Genomic DNA, 15,999 nt, shown 5'->3' on the forward strand with positions numbered 1-15,999 from the left:
AGAAGAAACCGTTCAGCCAATTGGTCTCTCCGGCTTCTCCCGCTATAGGGTATTATGAAAAAAACGGTTCAGGATAACCTTGATCAGGCTCTATACGCACCTCGGTAGATGGCTGGCAACTATGAGACGGGCGGTTATACTCTATCTCTTAAGATTCAAAGATTGAATAAGCGCCGGTCTCTCTATCCGGCCTTAGGTACATCATTACGATCCTGTTTGAATGCGTTAGCAAACCGGCGCATCAATCGCACTAGGTCGGCAATGTCTTTTTCGTCCCATTTATCGAAGATCGCTCGACTCATCCGCTCACGCGCTGCATCGATCTTGTCAGTCATGAGTTTTCCCTCAGGTGTTGTAATCGCTTCGCGAACTCTGCGGTCGGCAGTACTGCCTCTGCGAGCGACAAGACCCAGACCGTCAAGTTTGGCGACCTGGCGGCTTACGGTCGTATAGTCCAGCCCGACCCGCTCCGCGAGTTCGACGACACCGATAGGCCCCATTCGTTCGACAGCGACGAGGAGCCGAAACAGGGCGCGGTCCAGTGAAATACCGGCCTCACGTACCAGTTCATCGTCTCGCTGCGGACGATTCATCGCACTGACAATCTCGATCAAAGACCCATGCAGATCTCGCATCATTGCTGATGTATGTGTATTTTGCACATTATTTATTGACATTACATTTGACTCCTATTATGTGCATAATACACACATGGAGGCAGAAATGACAAATGATTTCGCTGCAGATGTACTCATTTGCGGAGCGGGAGCGGCTGGCCTAACGCTCGCACTCGAGCTTGCGCGCCGCGGTGTTTCTTTCCGATTGATTGATAGGTTGGAAGCGCCCTTCCACGGTTCACGCGGCAAGGGGATACAGCCCAGAACCCAAGAAATTTTCGAGGATCTGGGTGTTCTTGACAAAGCCGTGGCCGCGGGTGGTATGTATCCACGACAGCGGACATATCGGGATGACGGAAGCTACACCGATACTGATATGGCGGAGATCATCCAACCCACACCGGCAGAGCCCTACCATCTGGCGCTCATGGTTCCGCAATACGTGACTGAACGCATTTTACGTGCGCGGCTGACTGAACTTGGCGGCCGAGTAGAGTTCAGCCATGAATTGAAAGGCTTTGAGCAGGATAGGGATGGAGTTACTGCACGTATCGGCCATCCCGAACACGAAGAGATCGTTCGGGTGCGCTGGTTGATTGGCGCCGACGGTGGGAAAAGCTTTGTCAGACGCTCTCTTGGGATCAGCTTCGCAGGTAAGACACTCGATGCTCGGGCAATTGTCGCGGATATAATGCTTTCCGGGCTCTCATGTGAGGTCGCACATCGCTTCGCCAGAGGCGGAGACATGAGCCGGCAAGTATGGATCGGTCCGCTCGCCGGTACGGATTTGTTCCAGATTCAAGGACCTGTCGCGAATGACACGCAGGTTGATCTCTCCGCGCACGGGCTGAGCGCTTTTCTGGCGGATCGCACAGGTCGGTCCGACATCATTGTACACTCTGTTCAGTGGGCATCAGACTATGAGATGAATGCCCGCCTAGCGGACAGTTACCAACTGGGACGCATCTTTCTGATTGGTGATGCTGCCCATGTCCACCCTCCGACGGGAGGTCAGGGTCTGAATACCGGCGTACAGGATGCTTATAATCTCGGGTGGAAGCTTGCAGCTGTCGCGCGTGGCGCCCCTGACCGGTTGCTTTGTAGTTACGAAGCCGAGCGGCGTCCGGTTGCCGAAGCCATGCTTGGGCTCTCGACCAGGCTGCTGGAAGCCCTAAAGGTAGGAGAAATGCGGCGTGGTCGTGAGGTTCGCCAACTCAATATCGGCTACCCTTTGTCGCCGCTCTCTTTGGACTGCACCGCGGCTCGATCTCAACTGCCGGCCGGTGAGCGCGCTCCCGATGCACCGTTGCGAGGCGCTGGAGGGCAGGTTGTCCGTCTTTTTAGCTTGTTCAAGGGTCCTCATTGGACATTGCTGGCATTCGAAGCCGAACAGCAAGCCTTTGAACCGCGCGAATTCTTGCATATTCACCGGATCGGGCCTTGCGGGGAACTCTCTGACGAGTGGGGGTATTTCAAAGACGCATATGCAATGAATCCTGGCGACTATATCCTGATCCGCCCGGACGGATATGTAGGCGCAATCTTTGCCGCTGATCGAACCAACGAAATTGAGATGTATCTCATGGAGGTAGGTTTGCCTCCCATCAAAGGAGATTGCCAATGAGGGCGGCAATCGTAGCAGTGATGGGGATTGAGCCAATCTTAGGCGAGATCAATCTGCATGCCCCACGAGAAGGTGAGAACCTGATCAAAGTGACCGCGGCAGCACTCAGTCACGCAGCAAAGGCTCGCGCATTCTGTGCCCGCTACAATACGAATGGCGAATTTCCGCTTATCGTCGAGATCGCGGACGAAGTGTTGCAACTTATAAACCCGACCGATCTGAATATCAGTTGCGGGAAAGCTCCTTTCACTGGCTTTGACGCCGCATGGCCGAAGAACGGCAGCACGTTGCGAGCTATTTTCGACCTCATACAGGGGGCAAAGTGAAGATGACTGAAGCTGCCTACTCGAAATCGGCTTCCAGTGCGGCCTTGCGTCGGAACTGGCGCATTTTGGTGCCACTCTTTCTGGTCGTTTGTATTTATTCTGCCGGAATGGCTTCGGTGTTGCCCATCCTGCCATTCTACCTCAAAGAGATGGGGGCAACTCCGCTGATCTTCGGCTTCGTTATCGCTACGGAAGCTTTCTCTCATTTTATCGCCGCACCTACCATTGGTCAGTTGTCGGATCGGTTTGGCCGGAAACGGGTTCTGTTTGCATGCCAGGCAATGGCAGCAGGAAGTTTCTTCCTTCTGGCGGTCGCTCCAAATGTGTTCGTGGTGATAGTGGCGCGTGCGCTCTTTGGGTTGACCGGCGGTAATTTCTCAGCCGCGGTCGGGTATGTCGCTGACCACACCGCACCTGAGAATCGCAGGCAAGCCATCAGTGTCCTGACTGGAGGCGTCGGTTTGGGCGGTGTTGCCGGAGCTGGCCTGTCCGGTCTTCTTTCTAACGCCTCGCTTACGCTGCCAATCTTTGCAGCTTTTTTCCTCTCAATAGTTGCTATGATCATTTCTTTGTTTGCGTTGAAGGCCGATCAGGCTTCAACAACGCAATCCGGATCATACGAACGCGAGAAAACATCGTTTCGCGCGATTGTTTCATCTCCGGTTATACGCATCCTTATTATAGTGATGTTATGCCATTTTCTGTCATACGGCATTTACAGCTCGCAAATGCCGATCTTTCTCGCGGAAACGTTTACCTGGAACGGACAGGCTTTCGGCCCACAGCATCTTAGCTACATCGTTGCTGCCGATGGCGTAATCAACATTTTGGTTCAACTCTTTGTCTTGGGGTGGCTTGGCGGGCGGTTTTCCGAACGTCAGCTCATCCTTTTGATATTTGGATTGATCTGCTCCGGCTTTCTCATCGCAAGCCTGGCCACAACCATCCCGCTTCTCGCATTGGCGGTGCTTTGTGTGAGCGCAGGCGATGCAATGGCAAAGCCGACTTATCTTGCGGCTCTATCAGTCCACGTAACGGCAAGCCGCCAAGGCGTCGTCATTGGCTCGGCCCAGTCACTGGGTGCGTTAACGGATATCGTCTCCCCATTGATCGGCGGTTTTATTTTGGGACACAAGCTTTATGGCGTCTGGATAGGCTTGGCGATCACGGTCGCTAGCATAGGCGCAGTATTGGCACATGTGAGGCTACCCTCAACTGATCCGGAAACACAGAAGTCCTAAACGGAGCCGCTGTTTGACAGCTGGTACTCCCCGGATTTGCAGCGGATCACGCCCCGAAATCACATGGAGTTATATGGATGAAGCACTCTGTGCGAGTGAAAACACAGCGAAACTTCGCGAAGACATCTCTTGGAGGCGCGCTCGTCGGTATCCTGATTGTTGTGGTGGCAATTTCAAGCGGGTGCGCAACGCCAGAACGTGCGGCATACAATGCATCTGAAGCTCGTCGCGCTCAGATTGCTGGATTTGAGAATATCAGGGCGCATGTAGATGACCCTAGGCCTCCGGCCTCAGTGTATGATCCCTGGAAGCCGGTTATCATGGCTGACAAGCCCACAATGCTTGCCATTTCCGGAGGCGGTGCAGGTGGAGCGTTTACTGTGGGCATATTGTCTGCATGGAGTGAGCTTGGAACCCGCCCGAGGTTCGAGGTGGTAACGGGTGTGAGTACAGGGGCACTGATTGCGCCCTTTGCGTTCCTAGGTTCTGAGTATGATGATGAGCTCCGACAGCTTTATTTATCGGGAGAAACACGAGGTCTCATTGATATCGAATGGAAGGGAGCCGGGTTTTTCTCTGCGGGACTCCTGAAGGGGCAGGCTCTACGCAGAAATGTTGAACAGAACATCACCGCCGGAATACTCCGCCGTATCGCAGCCGAGCATCGTGCAGGCCGGCGGCTCCTGGTTATGACGACAAATCTCGATACCCAGCGGGCTGTCATCTGGAACATCGGAGCGATTGCTGACAGCCGCAGGCCGGATTCTCTTTCACTGGTTCGGCAAATACTGATCGCATCGGCAAGTGTACCGGGTATTCTTCCGCCTGTATCTATCAGAGCAGTTGTCGATGGAAAGCAGATAGAGGAGCTGCATTCAGATGGAGGCAGCTCGGCGCAGTTTTTCACCCTTCCGGAATCTTTGCTTGTTACTCAAAACAATCATGCAAGAGGTCAAAATCTGCATATATACGTGATCGTAAACAACGCGCTCATTCCAGAATTCTCCATGTCGCGTGAGAGGGCTCTGCCGATTATTGGGCGGGCTTACGGCATACTTTTGAAGTCGCAAACGAAACAGGGACTTATCGCGCTGTATAATTTCGGGGAACGAACTGGCATGGAGATAGATATCGCATCGATCGATCAGCAGGTCCCTTATTCGATGTTGAACCCGCTAAGCGTTAATTATATGCGCAAGGTGTATAATATTGGTTACGACAAAATGATGAAGCAGCACCTGTGGGCCAAGCGACCAGTTTTTAATAAATTGCCGCTTACTCGATAAAACCCGGCTTGGGACATGCCGGGACGTCTGTCAATTTTTATGCAGCTAAAATGGTAGCTAGCAGTCGTATCACGCGCGCTCAGTTGCGAGGCATCGTTCACTCCAGGGTGTTGAAATCATTGATGAACAGTTCTGCCATGAGCGTGATTGCCGATTACTCTTACAGTGTGCACATCTAACCGGTAACTAATCTTTGAAAATATTGCTGGCAGCGTGGTTTTTCTCTCCTAAAATGGGAGGCCGTTTATATATGCAACGCTTGGCCGATCCTTAAAGCTCGACTTGAGATTAAAGATTTATGAGAACTCAAGGAACAGAGCTTTTCACGGCTTTACATGGTTGCTGAAGTGCGTCTTCAATGTGAAAAAGGTGCTAGTATGCCAGATAATCCTGATATCAAATCGGCGAAGCCTAAAAAAAGGCCTCTGATTGTAAGTGGTAATGCAACCAATGTGTTGCAGGAAAGCCGTGATGCAGTGGTTCTTTTGTCGGGGGGAAATCCCCAAATCGCAAAAGGTTATGGTAATCAGCCAGTTCAGGATTACATTGCGGCAATGCCGGAGTGGAAAAATACAATTGGCCAAAAGATTGATGATCTGATTGTCAAAGCCATTCCTAATGTTGAGAAGGCCGTAAAATGGAACTCGCCTCTCTACGGCATGCAAAGAGGTGATTGGTTTCTTGGTTTTCATTGTCTGACAAAATACGTAAAAATAGCATTCTTTCGTGGTTCTCAGTTGATGCCGGAGCCTCCCGGGAGTTCCAGGCAAAAAGATGTGCGCTATCTTGATGTATATGAGAATAGACCTTTGGACGAAGAACAATTCATCGAATGGGTTCTGCAGGCCAGTCAGTTGCCTGGGGAGAAAATGTAAGTATCACGCTCAAAAATAATGCAGGAATATATTCTTGTTATCTGGACAATGATGCTGCAACTGCTCAGTGTTGCTGCTTCACCAATTCACGCTACAAGGCGAATTATAGTGTCCCTAGCAATCACGGATAATCTCTGATTGCTGGCTTAATTTTAGAATATTGAAATTTAAGATAAATCATTGATTTTATGGTGCCGCTTACGTGACTCGAACACGTGACCCCATCATTACGAATGATGTGCTCTACCAACTGAGCTAAAGCGGCAGGGAGATGCTCCCGCACAGAATGCGATAATTTTATGCAATCTGTTCGGGCGCGTGATAGCGAAATCTCATTCTGATTGCAAGGCGCAAAAGCAAAAAGAAGCGGTTTCCGTTATGGCATTCTCGAAGTTTAAAACTCCCTGATAAAATGAACAGCCTTGCTTATTCTGTCAGGGAGTAAATCTCAGCTATAGTACTGTTTTTTGAAGCGAACTTACGATCTTGCTAAGCTTGGCAAAGCGTGGATTTTGCCTTTTTATATTGCTCAATCCAGCGTTCAACCAACTCTCCGGCGGGCAGGACTTCTTTGACTGCGCTGATCCCCTGACCGCAACCCCAGATATCTTTCCAGGCTTTTGCACCGGTGGTGGCTTTATGGAAGTCCATTTTGCTCGGATCAGCCTCCGGTAAGTGATCGGGATCCATTCCTGCGGCTTCAATGGACGGGCGCAAATAGTTTCCATGAATGCCGGTAAAATAATTGGAATAGACAATATCTTTCGCGCTGGATTGCACGATCATGTCCTTATAGGCATCAACAGCATTGGCTTCTTTGGTCGCAATAAAAGGCGAGCCGATATAAGAAAGATCTGCGCCCATTGCCTGTGCTGCGAGAATGGCACGGCCACTGGAAATGGCGCCGGACAGGGCAACAGGACCATCAAACCATTCGCGGATTTCAGCAATCAGCGCAAAAGGCGACAATGTTCCCGCATGGCCACCGGCACCGGCGGCGACAGCAATCAGTCCGTCCGCGCCTTTGCGGATGGCTGAATTGGCATGGCGGTTATTGATAACATCATGCAGAACAATCCCGCCATAGGAGTGAATTGCAGCATTAACCTCAGGCACTGCGCCGAGAGAGGAAATAACAACCGGAACCTTATATTTGACACATAATTCCAGATCCTGCTGCAAACGCAGATTGGAGCGGTGCACAATCTGGTTGACGGCAAAAGGGGCTGCGGGCCGGTCAGGATTTTCCTGATTATATTGCTGAAGTCCTTCGGTAATCTCTGCCAGCCACTCATCCAGCTGTGTGACGGTGCGTGCATTCAGCGCCGGAAAAGCACCGACAATGCCGCTTTTGCACTGCGCCATAACCAGTGCAGGATTGGCGATGATGAAAAGCGGCGCACCGATTGCCGGTAAGCGCAGATTGGTTTTGAGAATATCCGGTAGAGCCATGTCGCAGTCCCGTAATTGACGTAAACGTAAACGGTATATTGCTGGTAAGGATTGCAGGATGTCAAAGGCAAAATATAAAAACCGCATCATTTTGGTTCAGTGAAGCTTGGCGGTTGACTTATATGTAATATTTACTGTGAAATATGCAGAATGAACATGTTTATGCCATGTCGGCAATTTTACTAAAGATGCGTCGGTGCGGCATATTTCGGAAATAGAGGTTTTTTGCACAAATAGTCTTTGTGGAACAATATGTTAAGATCGTATATAATCTTTTTATATCCCCGTGATAGTTAGGATTTCATAAGACTTAAAAATAAGTTAATGCGTTGGTCTGCTTATTCGTGCATCAATAAGAGTAACAGCGCATCAAGCCGGTAGTAGGAAGGGACAATTTTGCAGGGCATCGAAAGTGCAATACGCAACGCTTTGACCAAAGCGGATTCGTCTGATCCGGCTATGCGCCAGCGGATTTATGAATCCGTCTGGAGCGCGCATGAACGCGCTATGGCAGCGAATGCCCAGCTTTCAGACCCGCAACGTGCTGAGCGGCGCGAGAGGCTGAAGGCCGCAATTTCCCATATCGAACAGGAAATGCGCGCGAATGCGAACCGTGTTTCTGATGAGGAAATGCTTGCTCCTGCGCCGCAATATGATGGCGGATTGGGTGTTCCTGATCTTGATCATAGTGATGTACGCTCTGAGGGTAAGGGCTCTCGTAAGCGTAAAAGCAAAGCGGAAACCGAGCCTGATCTGGGTTATGAACAGGGGCTCAGCCAACCTGTAAAACCTAAAAAACGCAAAAAATCCCGTATTTTCTCTCTGGCACTGCCATTGGCATTTTTGGTGACTGCCGGTTTGATCGGCTGGTCGCTCTATAATAGTTTTGTTACCATCGGTCCGGTAGGAAACGCACCGCTTTCGCAATCCGGCAATGCCGGTCCTGCGATGCAGGGTAATGAGGCTGACAGCAAAGACTGGGTGACAATTTTTACTCCTGCACAGCCTGATCGTATTTCTGTTCAGGGAAAAGCTACCGCTGAAATCGGGGGTTCCGGTAATGCCCGTTATGTCCGTATTAAATCGCCGACTGCAACAGATACGGCCAGTTTTGACATTGGTCAGGGTGTGCTGGATCAGCTTGAAGGCAAGCAGGCGACATTTGAAGTCATGGTGCGCAGCGACGACGGCGGAACCGTGCAAATGTCTGTCAGCTGCGATCTGGGCTCTCTGGGCGATTGCGGACGCAAGCGCTATGATGTGACAGACCAGCAAAGCAGTCTGCTGTTTGATCTTCCGGTTCCTGAAGTATCGTCGGCAAACAGTTCCGGTCGTCTTGTTCTGACCAGTGATATTAACGGCACTGGCAAAAGCGTCGATATTTATACAATCCGGGTTAAAACCGTAGAATAATCAATTTGCCGGAGGATCATCCGGCAGCAGTTGCATCAGATTTTGTATGATATCGGCCTCTGCAGGTGGTTTGTCCCAGCGCAGTCTGGAAATGCGCGGAAAGCGCATAGCCAGTCCTGATTTATGGCGTGTGGAGCGGTTAAGCCCTTCAAAGGCAACCTCTACAACAAGCCCGTGCTGCCGGTCTGCCCTGACAGCCCGTACAGGCCCGAAACGCTGAGTTGTATTCTCCCGTACAAAACGGTCGAGCTGTTTCATTTCCTCATCGGAAAAGCCGGAATAGGCTTTGCCGACGGGGAGTAACTGTGCCTGTTCACTGGCATCAGACCAGACTGCAAATGTAAAATCCGAATAATAGCTTGAACGCTTGCCGTGACCGCGCTGGGCGTAAATGAGAACCGCGTCGATAATATAGGGATCGCGTTTCCATTTATACCACGGGCCTTTTGGTCGCCCTGCACTGTAAACGCTGTCCGCACGTTTGAGCATCAGTCCTTCAATCACGGCATGAGGCGGGTGGTTGCGCAGGTGCCGCAGCTCGGCAAATGTCTGAAAGGTGAGCAGGGGAGAAAGATCAAAATAAGACGGATCAAGCTCTTTGATAAAGTCTTCCAGATGCTGCCTTCTTTGCGCAAAAGGCAGATTGCGCAAATCTGATCCGGTGAGGCGGTTGCCGCGATGCAGCAGATCATAGACACGGATGAAGGCAGGATAATCCTGTAATTGACGCGCAGTGACAGTTTTACGGTTCAGCCTTTGCTGCAAGGCATTAAAAGAGGCGGGCTCTGTTTTGCCGTCTGCATGGCGGATCAGCAATTCTCCGTCGAGAGCGCCTTCAAAACGGATGGCTGAGACAATATCCGGAAAGGCATGGGTAATATCATCACCGCTGCGGGAATAGAGCTTTTTGACACCGTTTTCACTGACAGCCTGTACGCGGATACCATCCCATTTCCATTCTGCAGCAAAATCCTCCGGTGTGAGTTTCTCTGTTTCAGCCTCATCCAGCGGTGTTGCAAGCATGACGGGGCGAAACGGTGCCGGATTATCATTTTCCGGTTTGCTGCTGCTGCCGTCGAGCCAGCTGAACAGGCTGAGATAAGGCGGGGTCAGCCCGTGCCACAATTCCTCAATCTCGCTCAGTTCAACCTGACCGAAATCCGCAAGTGCCTGCTTTGCCAGCCTTGCGGAAACACCGATCCTTAAGCCGCCGGTGACGAGCTTCAAAAGAGCGTATCGCTCAGAGACATCAAGCGCATCCAGCAAAGTCTCAACCAGTTGCGGCGCGGCATTGCGCGATGTTTGCTGGAGTGTTGTGATAACAGTGCCGAGGGACAAGTCATTGACCGGCTGCACATTATCGGCTGCAGGCCAGATCAGAGAAATCGTCTCCGCGAGATCGCCGACATAATCATAGGAATAGGCAAATAATTCACTGTCGACGCGTGTCATGGTTAGTGCACGCAACAGTGCGGGTTTTACACTGTTTAACTCAAGTGTGCCTGCCAGCGCGGCCAGTGCATAGCCGCGGTCAGGATCAGGTTGCACGCGGAAATACTCGGTCAGCAATAGCAGCTTTTCATTGCGGCGCGGCGTGAGCACCAGTCTGTCGAGCAATGCGGCAAAGGCTTTCATATATCTGCCTCATCTTCATAGCCGACGAGATGCAATGGTTTCGCCGAGATGGTGTTGAGAATGCACCAGCGTACCAGAGCTTCCTCGCGCCCGTGTGTCACCCAGACCTGCGAAGGGGAGAGTTCTGTGATTGTATCGGTCAGCTCATCCCAGTCGCAATGGTCGGAAAGGATCAGTGGCAGTTCAATTCCGGATTGTTTGGCTCTCTGGCGGATACGCATCCAACCGGAGGCATAACAGCTGACAGGATCAGGAAATCGTCTTGACCAGCGGTCAGCCATTGCAGCGGGCGGGGCAATAATCAGGCTGCCCGCGAAATCTGCTTTTTGATGTGTTGTTTCTGAAGTGGCAGGGCGCAGCTCTCCGAGGGCAATACCCTGAGATTGATAATATTGGCAAAGCTTCTCCAAGGCGCCATGCAGATAGATGGGGGCATCATAACCGGCCTGACGCAGCAGGCTGATGACCCGCTGTGCCTTGCCAAGCGCATAGGCACCGACAATATGGCTGCGTTCGGGCAAAAGCTGTAAGGATTGCAGCAGCTTGGTAATTTCATCGGCTGGTCGCGGATGCCGGAAAACCGGCAGGCCGAAAGTGGCCTCGGTAATGAAGACATCGCAGGCCACGGGTTCAAACGGTGCGCAGGTTTTGTCCGCAACACGTTTATAATCGCCGGAGGCGACAATTCTGGTTCCTTGATATTCCACTGCAATTTGCGCGGAACCCAATACATGACCCGCCGGATAAAAGGTGACTGTAACGCCGTTGATATTGAGCGGTTTTCCGTAATCAGCGATCTGACTGGTGCGCGCATAATGCTCGCCAAACCGGATGCGCATAATATCCAGCGTCTGGCTTGTAGCCAGCACATGATTACTGTCTGCACGGGCATGATCGGCATGGCCATGGGTAATCAGCGCGCGGTCAACCGGACGCACCGGATCGATATAGAAATCACCGGCCGGACAATAGAGCCCCTCGAGGGCAGGGTGCAGCAGTTCTTCGGGACGCATGGAAATAACATAGACCGGATGCAGCTTTAAACAAGACCATAGCCGGTGCGGATCGATGCGGCCGCCTGTTTGCCGTGAGCACTAAAATTGAACCCGCTTTGGCTGTGTGAAATCCGTTCGGGTTGCAAAAAATATCTTGTCAAATGCCCCGCATCACTGCATATCGCGTGCTCTGCAACAAATGCGGTAAGAATGGCGCGGGCATTTTTCTCTTCCGGTGATCTGATAGCGGATCGCCGTGCTCATTATGCGGTCATGATGTCTGAGGCGGGAGACCATTCCGCAGCAGCCGACCTGATGCGCCAATCGCTTGATTATCTGACATCCCAGTTCCGGCAATGGCCTGCGGGCCTGTTTATGCTCAGCGAAATGCATGAAAATGCGGGCGAAACAGATGAAGCTGTGGCTCTCTGGCGACAGCTGCTGAAGCTTGATCCTGAAGACCGTTTTGGCGCGGGACTGAAGCTGGCACAATGCGGTCTTGGCGAAACACCGGATGCGGCGCCGCCTGCCTATATTGAGGCACTGTTTGATGCCTATGCACCGGATTTTGAGGAATCTCTGGTCGATAAACTGCAATATTGCGGGCCGCAAAAACTGGCGGAACTGATTACCAGACATTTTCCGGAGCGCAGCTACCAGCATGTGCTGGATCTGGGCTGCGGCACCGGTCTGATGGGAGAGGAAATCCATCAGCGCAGCGGTTTGCTGAGCGGTGCGGATCTCTCAGAAGCCATGCTGAAAAAGGCGGATGAGAAGCAGATTTATACAAGGCTGATTAAGGCAGATGTAAACCAGTGCCGCAAGGCGGATCTGGTCGATGAGGCTCTGCCACAACCGGATATGATCCTTGCTGCCGATGTGTTTATCTATATCGGCCAGCTGGAGCGCGCTTTCGCTCTGGCCGCGGAATGTTTACGGAGAGGAGGGGTGTTTGCCTTCTCGGTGGAAACACATGACCGGTCTGAAGCGCAGAGTTCAGACGGTTCATGTGATGATATGATTTTGCAACCGTCTTTACGTTTTACCCATTCTGCCCGCTATATCGAAAATTTATTACAAGTCAGTCGTTTTGAATTGCTGGATTATCAGCGCATTGCTCTGCGTCTTGATCGCGGAGAATATCTCGATGGCTATGTCTTTCTTGCCCAAAAATGCTGAGCCGGTACGGTTTCGGCTTTCTGTTGTCTGAACAGAGATCAATCCGTGACGCTTTAAACACAAACGGGACTTCACACCTGTCGGGATGCACCCTACATTCACCCTGTGAAACCGATATCCGCTGCCGATAAATCTTCCGGTCAAGATGTTCTGCCCGCTGTCTTTGCACAGTGGTTTGCGGATAAGGGCTGGCAGCTGCGCCAGCACCAGCGTGAATTGCTGGAGCGCAGTCTGGCGGGGCAGTCCACATTGCTGATTGCACCCACAGGAGCCGGTAAAACGCTGGCCGGTTTTTTGCCTGCACTGACTGATCTGACATTGCGCGCGCAGAGTGGTGCGCGTAATCAGCCACGCCGTTCCGGTATTCACACACTTTATATCTCGCCGCTCAAAGCACTGGCTGTTGACATTGAGCGCAATCTGTCAAAGCCGGTTGCGGAAATGGCACTACCGGTAACTATTGAAACCCGCACAGGGGACACGCCTGCCCATAAAAGGCAGCGGCAGAAACTGGCGCCGCCGGATATATTGCTCACCACACCGGAGCAACTGGCTCTGTTACTGGCGGGCAAAGATGCGGCAGATTTCTTTACGGATTTGCGTTTTGTAATTTTTGATGAGCTGCATGCGCTGGTTACTTCAAAACGCGGGCAGTTGCTGGCACTGGGGCTGGCACGGCTGCGCAATCTTGCACCGCAGATGCAGACAATCGGCCTGTCGGCAACAGTGGCGGAGCCGAATGATCTGCGCCGCTGGCTGGTTGCGCAGGGCGATACTCCTGCACTGGCCGGACTGGTTACTGTGCAGGGCGGCGCAAAGCCGGAGATCAGCATATTACAATCCGGTGAGCGGATACCATGGGCCGGTCACAGTGCCGGCTATGCACTCGGCGATGTCTATGAACTGATCCGGCAATTCCGCACGACATTGATTTTCGTGAATACCAGATCGCAGGCCGAGCGGATTTTTCAGGAGCTCTGGCGTATCAATGAGCTGACCTTACCGATCGGCCTGCATCACGGTTCGCTGGATGCCACACAGCGTCGCCGTGTGGAGGAGGCAATGTCCCGCAATGCTTTGCGTGCAGTTGTGGCGACCTCGACCCTTGATCTGGGGATTGATTGGGGTGATGTCGATCTGGTTATCCATATTGGTGCGCCGAAAGGTGCCAGCAGACTGGCGCAGCGTATCGGGCGCTCCAATCACCGTATGGATGAGCCAAGCCGTGCGGTTCTGGTGCCTGCAAACCGTTTTGAAGTGCTGGAATGCAATGCGGCGCTGGTGGCCAATGTGGAAGGGGTGCAGGATACGCCGCCTCTGGCCGACGGGGCTCTGGATGTGCTGGCGCAGCATATACTCGGCATGGCCTGTGCCGAACCGTTTCATGCGGATGTGCTCTACGCGGAAATATGTTCGGCAGCACCCTATCAGCATTTATCCCGTCATCAGTTTGATCATGTGCTGGATTTTGTGGCAACCGGTGGCTATGCGCTGCGTGTCTATGAGCGGTTTGCAAAAATCCGCCCGATGCCGGACGGGCGCTGGCGTGTCAGTAATGGTAAAGTTGCCCAGCAATATCGCCTCAATATCGGTACGATTGTTGAAGCACCGGAACTGACTATCCGCATGATCCGTAAGGGGCGGAAACTTGCAGGAAGTGCTGCCAGCCCCATGCGCGGCGGGCGGATATTAGGGCGTATCGAAGAGTATTTTCTCGAAACGCTGACACAAGGCGATACGTTCTTTTTTGCAGGTCAGACTGTGCGTTTTGAAGGTATCCGCGACAATGAATGTCTGGTGTCGCAGGCCTCCGGAGAGGATGCGAAAGTGCCGGTTTATGCGGGCGGTAAATTTCCGCTCTCAACCTATCTGGCCTCGGAAGTCCGTGCGATGCTGGCGGATGACAAAAGCTGGCAGCAATTGCCGGATCAGGTGCGTGACTGGCTGCAATTGCAGCGTAACCGCTCCCTGCTACCGGCACAGAACGAATTGCTGGTCGAGACTTTTCCGCGCCAGAACCGGTTTTATATGGTGTGCTATCCGTTTGAAGGCAGGCTGGCACATCAGACATTGGGGATGTTGCTGACGCGACGGCTGGATCGGACAGGTGCACGACCGCTGGGATTTGTGGCAACGGATTATTCGCTGGGGCTGTGGGCGGCACGTGATCTGAATGCGATGATGGAAGATGGTGAATTATCGCTGGATGCGTTGTTCGATCAGGATATGCTCGGGGATGATCTGGAGGCATGGCTGGATGAAAGCTATCTGCTGAAGCGCACTTTCCGCAATTGTGCGTTGATTTCCGGTATGATTGAACGGCGCCATCCGGGTAAGGAAAAGACCGGCAGGCAGCTGACGATTTCCACGGATCTGATCTATGATGTGTTGCGCAGCCACGAGCCGGACCACATTTTACTGCAGGCGACACGAGCAGAGGCCGCAGCGGGGCTGCTGGACATTGCCCGTCTCGGAACAATGTTGCAGCGTGTACGCGATCACATCGTTCATCGTAACCTGCCGCATATTTCGCCTTTGGCATTGCCTGTGATGCTGGAAATCGGCAAAGAGCGGGTTGCCGGAACAGATGATGATTTGCTGGAAGACATGACCCGTGAGGCACTGGAAAATTGACAAGTGTGATTAAGCAGGCGCATCAGGGCGGCGCGGATATTCTCATCAATGATACGCTGTGCCATCTTGATCCACGCGGGGCATTATACCTGCCGTCATACCGGACGCTGGTGGTGTCTGATCTGCATCTGGAAAAAGGGTCATTCTTTGCTAAGCGCGGCATGATGCTGCCGCCCTATGATACGCTGGCCACTCTATCGCTGCTCAAGACCATCATTGATGATTATCAGCCATCTTGTGTCATCAGTCTCGGAGACAGTTTTCACGATTGTCAGGGCGCATCGCGACTGGTGGAGGAAGCATCCGGTTTGCTTCGCCAGATGATGAAAAGCCGCCAATGGTTATGGATTGAAGGCAATCACGATCCGGTGCATCCGGCGGGGCTTGAAGGGGAGACCATGGCGCAATTCAGGCTTGGCGGTCTGATCTTCAGGCACGAGCCGCTTGCGGGAGATAATCCCGGCGAGGTGTCCGGTCATTTGCACCCCGCAGCAAAGATTATCCGGCAGGGGCGCAGTGTGCGGCGCTCTTGTTTTGTCAATAATGGGCGCCGCCTGATCATGCCGGCATTTGGTGCCTATACGGGTAGCCTTAATGTGTTGGATAAGGCATTTCGCGGGCTGTTCGATGTGAATGGTTTTGACGTGCATTTGCGCAGTGAAACGCGGATATTCACTGTACATCCGCGTTTTTTGCGACCAGATTAATTAGAGCGGTTTGCA

At 52.3% G+C, this 15,999-nt stretch carries 13 protein-coding genes and 1 tRNA gene; 9 read left to right on the forward strand and 5 right to left on the reverse strand.

Annotated features, from left to right (window positions below):
• Window positions 1–182: 182 nt before the first annotated feature.
• Window positions 183–677, reverse strand: coding sequence for a MarR family winged helix-turn-helix transcriptional regulator (locus KHQ09_RS04775; RefSeq protein WP_213596697.1), 495 nt, complete (start codon window positions 675–677; stop codon window positions 183–185).
• Window positions 678–723: 46 nt separating this feature from the next.
• Between KHQ09_RS04775 and KHQ09_RS04780 the strand changes: the two genes are divergently transcribed.
• From KHQ09_RS04780 to KHQ09_RS04800, 5 genes are all read left to right on the forward strand, one after another.
• Entirely contained in the window at window positions 724–2,241 is a 1,518-nt protein-coding gene (locus KHQ09_RS04780) for an FAD-dependent oxidoreductase (RefSeq protein WP_213596699.1), read from the forward strand.
• On the forward strand, window positions 2,238–2,567 hold the full coding sequence (locus KHQ09_RS04785) for a hypothetical protein (protein ID WP_213596701.1): 330 nt from the start codon (window positions 2,238–2,240) through the stop codon (window positions 2,565–2,567). The genes KHQ09_RS04780 and KHQ09_RS04785 overlap by 4 nt, the downstream gene beginning before the upstream one ends.
• A 2-nt stretch (window positions 2,568–2,569) precedes the next feature.
• Complete coding sequence (locus KHQ09_RS04790) at window positions 2,570–3,808, forward strand: MFS transporter (RefSeq protein ID WP_213596703.1); 1,239 nt, start codon at window positions 2,570–2,572, stop codon at window positions 3,806–3,808.
• 77 nt (window positions 3,809–3,885) lie between these two features.
• Complete coding sequence (locus KHQ09_RS04795) at window positions 3,886–5,094, forward strand: patatin-like phospholipase family protein (protein WP_213596705.1); 1,209 nt, start codon at window positions 3,886–3,888, stop codon at window positions 5,092–5,094.
• A 335-nt stretch (window positions 5,095–5,429) separates the two neighbouring features.
• Window positions 5,430–5,969 (forward strand): DUF1801 domain-containing protein, encoded by a 540-nt coding sequence (locus KHQ09_RS04800; protein WP_238481564.1) that lies wholly within the window; start codon window positions 5,430–5,432, stop codon window positions 5,967–5,969.
• A 189-nt stretch (window positions 5,970–6,158) separates the two neighbouring features.
• On the opposite strand, the gene KHQ09_RS04805 is transcribed toward KHQ09_RS04800, so the two are convergent.
• Together KHQ09_RS04805 and KHQ09_RS04810 are read right to left on the reverse strand one after the other, a co-directional pair.
• Window positions 6,159–6,234: transfer RNA gene (locus KHQ09_RS04805), tRNA-Thr, on the reverse strand.
• A 224-nt stretch (window positions 6,235–6,458) separates the two neighbouring features.
• Complete coding sequence (locus KHQ09_RS04810) at window positions 6,459–7,421, reverse strand: NAD(P)H-dependent flavin oxidoreductase (RefSeq protein WP_213596707.1); 963 nt, start codon at window positions 7,419–7,421, stop codon at window positions 6,459–6,461.
• 396 nt (window positions 7,422–7,817) lie between these two features.
• On the opposite strand from KHQ09_RS04810, the gene KHQ09_RS04815 reads away from it, so the two are divergent.
• The gene (locus KHQ09_RS04815) at window positions 7,818–8,834 is read left to right on the forward strand and encodes a hypothetical protein (RefSeq protein ID WP_213596709.1); all 1,017 of its coding nucleotides are present in this window, start codon (window positions 7,818–7,820) and stop codon (window positions 8,832–8,834) included.
• Here KHQ09_RS04815 and KHQ09_RS04820 read toward each other — a convergent pair whose 3' ends face one another.
• Together KHQ09_RS04820 and KHQ09_RS04825 are read right to left on the reverse strand one after the other, a co-directional pair.
• A complete protein-coding gene (locus tag KHQ09_RS04820) occupies window positions 8,835–10,469 on the reverse strand; it encodes a cisplatin damage response ATP-dependent DNA ligase (RefSeq protein WP_213596711.1) in 1,635 nt (544 codons plus the stop codon). It abuts the gene before it with no gap.
• The gene (locus KHQ09_RS04825; RefSeq protein ID WP_213596713.1) at window positions 10,466–11,482 is read right to left on the reverse strand and encodes a ligase-associated DNA damage response exonuclease; all 1,017 of its coding nucleotides are present in this window, start codon (window positions 11,480–11,482) and stop codon (window positions 10,466–10,468) included. The genes KHQ09_RS04820 and KHQ09_RS04825 overlap by 4 nt, the downstream gene beginning before the upstream one ends.
• 192 nt (window positions 11,483–11,674) lie before the next feature.
• On the opposite strand from KHQ09_RS04825, the gene KHQ09_RS04830 reads away from it, so the two are divergent.
• The 3 genes from KHQ09_RS04830 (at window position 11,675) to pdeM (ending at window position 15,984) form a co-directional block, all read left to right on the forward strand.
• The gene (locus KHQ09_RS04830; protein WP_213596715.1) at window positions 11,675–12,643 is read left to right on the forward strand and encodes a methyltransferase; all 969 of its coding nucleotides are present in this window, start codon (window positions 11,675–11,677) and stop codon (window positions 12,641–12,643) included.
• Window positions 12,644–12,748: 105 nt separating this feature from the next.
• A complete protein-coding gene (locus tag KHQ09_RS04835) occupies window positions 12,749–15,277 on the forward strand; it encodes a ligase-associated DNA damage response DEXH box helicase (RefSeq protein ID WP_213596717.1) in 2,529 nt (842 codons plus the stop codon).
• Window positions 15,274–15,984 carry a ligase-associated DNA damage response endonuclease PdeM gene (gene pdeM, locus KHQ09_RS04840; RefSeq protein WP_213596719.1) on the forward strand — a complete coding sequence of 237 codons (711 nt, stop codon included), beginning with the start codon at window positions 15,274–15,276 and terminating at the stop codon, window positions 15,982–15,984. The genes KHQ09_RS04835 and pdeM overlap by 4 nt, the downstream gene beginning before the upstream one ends.
• Window positions 15,985–15,999: the final 15 nt, after the last annotated feature.

The sequence above is a fragment of the Pseudochrobactrum algeriensis genome, assembly GCF_018436245.1.
Taxonomy (GTDB): Bacteria; Pseudomonadota; Alphaproteobacteria; order Rhizobiales; family Rhizobiaceae; genus Pseudochrobactrum; species Pseudochrobactrum saccharolyticum.

Excerpts from the sequence above, each read along its gene's own strand:
- KHQ09_RS04775 (WP_213596697.1), bottom strand. The coding sequence starts at position 677 with ATGTCAATAAATAATGTGCAAAATACACATACATCAGCAATGATGCGA.
- KHQ09_RS04780 (WP_213596699.1), top strand. The coding sequence starts at position 724 with ATGACAAATGATTTCGCTGCAGATGTACTCATTTGCGGAGCGGGAGCG.
- KHQ09_RS04785 (WP_213596701.1), top strand. The coding sequence starts at position 2,238 with ATGAGGGCGGCAATCGTAGCAGTGATGGGGATTGAGCCAATCTTAGGC.
- KHQ09_RS04790 (WP_213596703.1), top strand. The coding sequence starts at position 2,570 with ATGACTGAAGCTGCCTACTCGAAATCGGCTTCCAGTGCGGCCTTGCGT.
- KHQ09_RS04795 (WP_213596705.1), top strand. The coding sequence starts at position 3,886 with ATGAAGCACTCTGTGCGAGTGAAAACACAGCGAAACTTCGCGAAGACA.
- KHQ09_RS04800 (WP_238481564.1), top strand. The coding sequence starts at position 5,430 with ATGGTTGCTGAAGTGCGTCTTCAATGTGAAAAAGGTGCTAGTATGCCA.
- KHQ09_RS04810 (WP_213596707.1), bottom strand. The coding sequence starts at position 7,421 with ATGGCTCTACCGGATATTCTCAAAACCAATCTGCGCTTACCGGCAATC.
- KHQ09_RS04820 (WP_213596711.1), bottom strand. The coding sequence starts at position 10,469 with ATGAAAGCCTTTGCCGCATTGCTCGACAGACTGGTGCTCACGCCGCGC.
- KHQ09_RS04825 (WP_213596713.1), bottom strand. The coding sequence starts at position 11,482 with ATGCGTCCCGAAGAACTGCTGCACCCTGCCCTCGAGGGGCTCTATTGT.
- KHQ09_RS04830 (WP_213596715.1), top strand. The coding sequence starts at position 11,675 with ATGGCGCGGGCATTTTTCTCTTCCGGTGATCTGATAGCGGATCGCCGT.